Annotated in this window: 5 protein-coding genes; all 5 read right to left on the bottom strand. The window is 65.3% G+C overall.

What is annotated here, in order from left to right:
• Positions 1-364: 364 nt before the first annotated feature.
• Positions 365-1102 (bottom strand): CDP-diacylglycerol--serine O-phosphatidyltransferase, encoded by a 738-nt coding sequence (gene pssA / locus C8J30_RS18070; RefSeq protein ID WP_110807466.1) that lies wholly within the window; start codon positions 1100-1102, stop codon positions 365-367.
• 1 nt (position 1103) lies between these two features.
• Positions 1104-1901, bottom strand: coding sequence for a phosphatidylserine decarboxylase (locus C8J30_RS18065; RefSeq protein WP_281269388.1), 798 nt, complete (start codon positions 1899-1901; stop codon positions 1104-1106).
• 4 nt (positions 1902-1905) lie between these two features.
• Complete coding sequence (locus C8J30_RS18060; protein ID WP_110807464.1) at positions 1906-3492, bottom strand: calcium-binding protein; 1587 nt, start codon at positions 3490-3492, stop codon at positions 1906-1908.
• A gap of 201 nt (positions 3493-3693) precedes the next feature.
• Positions 3694-4734, bottom strand: a complete 1041-nt coding sequence (locus C8J30_RS18055; RefSeq protein WP_181420958.1) for a calcium-binding protein — start codon at positions 4732-4734, stop codon at positions 3694-3696.
• Between the two features lie 161 nt (positions 4735-4895).
• The coding region (rpsI, locus tag C8J30_RS18050) for a 30S ribosomal protein S9 (RefSeq protein WP_110807263.1) at positions 4896-4989 on the bottom strand (94 nt) is incomplete at its 5' end.

The following is a 4989-nucleotide window of genomic DNA, read 5'->3' as shown; positions in this document are numbered from 1 at the left end:
CGTCCCGCTGCAACTACCGTCGCTTCGGTGAGGGGTGTTCTACGGATACCAACCAACCTCCGCAACCCCCTTTTTCGCAAATCCGTCACTTTTCTTCGTTACACTCGGATTTTCCGAGGAAAACTTGGGCGAAATGCGAACGCGGCGAGGGCCGTCTCGCATGCTCTCTGGCCGTTTTCCGGCGCGAGTCTAGAATCGCCCGCGCTGAAAATGGGGAATCGCGGGCCGACTCGGCCCTCTTGCACCACGAAGAGCGACTCGCACCGACTCGCGACAGGGATGCACCGAAGCTGAGCCCCCTGCCCCGCCCCGGAATCGAAAAGGCCGGGGAAGATCCCCGGCCTTTCGCAACTTTGGATACAGCTCAGCGCAGGATGCGCCCACGCACGCGCCAGATCTCGGGCAGCAGCACGCCCACATAAAGCAGATCGACGACGATCAGGAACAGCCACAGCTTCGTCACGATCAGGCCCATCACCATCACCGTGCCCAGAAGCATGCCCACGACGCCGATCCCGCGCAGCTTCAGCGACTTCGGCGAGAAGGTATGCAGCCGCGAGATCATCAGCATGCCGACAACCCCGAGCCAAAGCGCCGAAACGATCGGCATCAGCGGCCCCGAGAGCCAGCCCTCGAAGGCCATGAAGACCGGAAGCAGCGCCAGGATCGCCCCCGCCGGGGCCGGAACGCCGGTGAAATGGGTCTTGCCCGCACCGTCCTCGCCGCGGGTCACGTTGAACCGCGCCAGACGCAGACAGGCCGAGGCGGCATAGATCAGCACGAAAACCCAGCCGAGCGCATTCCCCTCGCCCATGGCAAACCGATAGACGAGCACCCCGGGCGCGACCCCGAAGCAGAGGAAATCCGACAGGCTGTCGAGCTCGGCACCGAATTCCGACGTCGCCTTCAGCCGCCGCGCGATCAGACCGTCAAGCCCGTCGATCGCCGCCGAGATCAGAAGCAGCGTCGCCGCCATTTCGAACTTGCCCACCATCGCAAAGCGGATCGAGGTCAGGCCAAGGCACATCCCCGCCAGCGTCACGAGGTTGGGCAGAAGGAACAGAAACGGCAGCTTTTCGCGGTCCTGCGGCTCGAGGCTCATCTCAGCGCACCTCGCCGGTGCGGGCGGATTCGGTCCCGGTCATGTCGGCGATCACCGTTTCCCCGGCAATCATCGTCTGACCGATGCAGACCAAGGGCTGCACGCCTTCGGGCAGGTAGATGTCGAGCCGCGATCCAAAACGGATCAGCCCGAAGCGGTCCCCCGTGGCAAGCGTGTCGCCCTCCTTGACGAAGCACAGGATGCGGCGGGCAACGAGACCCGCGATCTGCACCACGCCATAGCGCTGACCCGAGGCGGTCTCGACCGCAAGCCCGTTGCGTTCGTTGTCCAGCGAGGCCTTGTCGAGAGAGGCGTTCAGGAACAGCCCCTTGTGATAGGCGACCTTGGTGATGCGGCCCGCCAGCGGCAGACGGTTCACATGGCAGTTGAAGACCGACATGAAGACCGAAACGCGGGTCATCGGCGCATCGCCCAGACCGAGTTCCGCCGGGGGCACCGCGGGTTGCAGAAGCGACACGACGCCATCGGCGGGCGAGATCATCAGCCCTTCGCGCGCAGGCGTCACCCGCGGCGGATCACGGAAGAAGTAATACACCCAGATCGTCAGCCCGGTGCCGATCCAGCCGAGCGGCTCCCACAGCAGAAACAGCAGCACCGTGATCGCCGCCGCGATGGCGACGAACTTGCGCCCCTCGGGGTGCATCGGCTTGACGAAGGTGGAAAGCATGGAAACGGACATTGCGAGCCTTTCTCGTTGGTCTTTCCGTTGCCGCTTCCTAGCGCAAGTTTCGCCAGAAGGAAACGCCCCCGCCGCCGCAGCGCAGCAGGAGCGGTCCAGCCGGTCAGGCGGCTGCGGCCTCGGGTTCGGCCAGAATGTCCGCCAGCCGCACCCCGGTCACGCCTTGCAGCACCACCGCATCGGTAAAGATCCCGCCCGGCAGACCGACCGAAACGATGGTGTTGCCGTCCTCTTCGCGCAGGTGCAGATCGTAGGTCGTCGTCGTGACGTCGGGCACGGTTTGCGTCTCGTGGTCGATGGTGCTTTCCACCTGGTCCAGATCGATCTGCAGCAGATCCTCGCCCGGGGTGAAATCGGTGATCGTGACAAGACTGGTCAGAACCGCAGGCGTCACCGTCTCGCGCTCGATCGACGAGCCGCCAAAGTCTTCGGAGTGATGCGAGCCCATCTCGATCAGATCGGCCCCCGCGCCCGTCGTCACCGTATCAGCGCCCGAGACGAAGATCGTGTCATTGCCGGTGCCCGCGTCGATCAGGGCCGCACTGTCCCCCGTGCTCGCGGCGCCAAACCCGGTCCAGGACCAGCCCGGGATATCGGCGATCACGTCATCACCCTCTCCGCCGATCAGCGTGTCGATGGCACTCTCGCCACCGGAGCCGCCATAGATCGTGTCATCGCCCGCGCCGCCATCCAGATAATCGGGCAGGTCGTCGTCGCGCCTGTCTTCGGTTTCAAGCCCATATTCGGGCACGTCGAACGGCAGATCCCCGGCCATGTCGTCGAAATAGCCCGCCTGCAGCCGGTCGTTGCCCGCGCCACCCAGCAGCGTGTCGGCGCCATAATTGCCCGAGATCGCATCTGCCCCCGCGCCCCCGAGCGCAAGATCGGCCCCCCCGCCCAGCTCGATCGAGTCATTGCCCGCGCCGCCATCGACGAAGACCGCCTCCCAGTGATTGGCAAGCATCAGATCGTCGGCGCCCTCGGTCCCGCTCACCGTGTCGGGGCCAGCGTAATCGGGCACCAGATCGGCCAGCGTCGTGCCCGTCACGCCGAGCAGCGTCACCGCATCCTGCGACAGGCCGGTGAGCGGGTCGAGCAGCGTCACGATGGTGTTGCCGTCTTCCTCGCGCAGGCCCAGAACGCCCGCGCCATGTGTCCCCCCGTCGACGGTTCCGCTCATGTCGATTTCCAGATGGTCCTCGCCCGGGGTGAAATCCGTCACCGTCAGATGGCTGACGGACACCAGCGGCTCCGTGTCCTCGGCGCCCGGCTGACTGCCCAGCGAGATCAGATCCGCCCCGGCCCCGGTGGCAATCGTGTCATCGCCCGCCGCGAGGATCGTGTCGTCGCCCGCGCCGCCATCGAGATGATCCGCCCCGAGCGTGCTGTCGGCGCCATCCAGCACATCGTCCCCGGCGCCGCCCGCAAGGCTGTTCTGCCCCGCCCCGCCCGAGACATGATCATCGCCCGCCCCGGCCTCGATCGTGTCATCCCCGGCGCCGGTGCTGATCGTGTCGTCCCCGCCAAGCGCATCGACGGTCAGATCTTCGCCAGAGTCGTCGCGGATCGCATCGGCCGCTTCGGTGCCCTCGATCTGCCGGGTATCGTCGTCCGCCTCTTCGGAACCGCTCCCGCCTCCCGCGCCAAGCAAGACCAGCGGCAGGGCAAACATCAAAAGGGCGAGTTCCATGAGTCTCTCCAGAAAGCTTGGTGATAAAGTTTTGGGAGTTTGCGCAGAAATCTGCCTTTCGACAAAGGGAGTCTGCGGCTTGCGGCAAGAAGTCCGGGCAGCCGCAACACAATCACCCGCCACAGCAAGGCATTGGATAATTTCAGGAAACAAAAAGACCCGCCCCTCGCGGGACGGGTCAATTCCGGAAACCGGGCGCGATCAGATCAGATCGGCAGCGGCGGTCCCAAAGCTGTAATCCTCGACCAGCTGATCAAGGGTCGCGCCGGTCACATCGAGCAGCGTGACGGCATCATGGCTCGTGCCTTCGGCATCGGTGACGACGATGATCGTGTTGCCATCCTCAAGCCGCAGCGACAGCGTCAGCGCATCCGCCACGCCGCCGTTCGACAGGTCGAACTGCAGCACATCGCGCCCGGCCATGAAATCGGTGACCGTCACATCGGCGCTCAGCGCCAGAGCCGTCTCGCCTGCCGCGCCGATCACGATCACATCAAGACCCGCGCCCGTCGTGATCGTATCCGCGCCCGAGGCGAAGATGGTATCGTGGCCGACGCCCGCATCGATCAGCGCCGCATCATCGGCGACCAGATTGCCCGAGGCATCCTTGACCCAGACATCGCGGATCACGTCATTGCCGTAGCCACCGACCAGCGTATCGGCGCCATTGCCCCCGGTCAGCGTATCGGCCCCCGCGTCGCCGTACATCCGGTCGTTGCCCGCGCTCGACCCGTCATCGGTGAGCACGTCGTTGCCATCGCCGCCGCGCGCGAAATCATTGCCGCTGCCGACGGTCAGGCTGTCGGCCCCGGCGCCGCCGAACATCCGGTCGTCCCCGCCACCACCGATCAGCGTGTCCTTGCCGGTGTCGCCGGTCAGCTGGTCATTCTGCTCGCCGCCGTCCAGCAAATCGTTGCCCGCATCGCCAAACAGCCGGTCGAACCCGTAGCCGCCATGCAGCTCGTCGCCATAGATGCCGCCGCTCAGCTGGTCCGCGCCCAGATCGCCCCAGAGCGTATCGACGCCCACGCCGCCGCTCAGAATGTCTCCGCCGTCGCCGCCGCGCAGCAGGTCGTTGCCGGCCCCGCCGTCGATCGTGTCGGCGCCTGCGCGACCAAAGAAGTGATCCGCCTTGTCGGTTCCCGTCAGGGCGTCGCCCAGTTCCGTGCCCCATTGCGTGGAGATCGCCGAGGCCAGTGCGGCCGTCGCCGCAGCCGAGATGGCCTCGGCGCGTGCAGCCATTGCGTCCGAATCCGACGCCGCAAGAGACAAGACAAATTGATTACGCATGGCCACCCCAGTTGCCGTTAAGAAATGTTAACGATCTAACATGATCACCGGGGGAGCGAAAATGAAAAGGCGGCCCCAGACAGGGACCGCCCGGAAACGGATTGTTTCGAAACTCAGCGCTTCGAGAACTGGAAGGAGCGACGGGCCTTGGCCTTGCCGTATTTCTTCCGTTCGACGACGCGGCTATCGCGGGTCAGGAAGCCCGCG

It is taken from the genome of Rhodobacter viridis (assembly GCF_003217355.1).
GTDB lineage: Bacteria > Pseudomonadota > Alphaproteobacteria > Rhodobacterales > Rhodobacteraceae > Rhodobacter > Rhodobacter viridis.
This window is presented reverse-complemented; position numbering and strand designations above follow the sequence as displayed.

Bases quoted from the DNA above. Each gene is read 5' to 3' on its own strand.
- C8J30_RS18060 (WP_110807464.1), bottom strand. From the start codon at position 3,492: ATGGAACTCGCCCTTTTGATGTTTGCCCTGCCGCTGGTCTTGCTTGGC.
- pssA (WP_110807466.1), bottom strand. From the start codon at position 1,102: ATGAGCCTCGAGCCGCAGGACCGCGAAAAGCTGCCGTTTCTGTTCCTT.
- C8J30_RS18055 (WP_181420958.1), bottom strand. From the start codon at position 4,734: ATGGCTGCACGCGCCGAGGCCATCTCGGCTGCGGCGACGGCCGCACTG.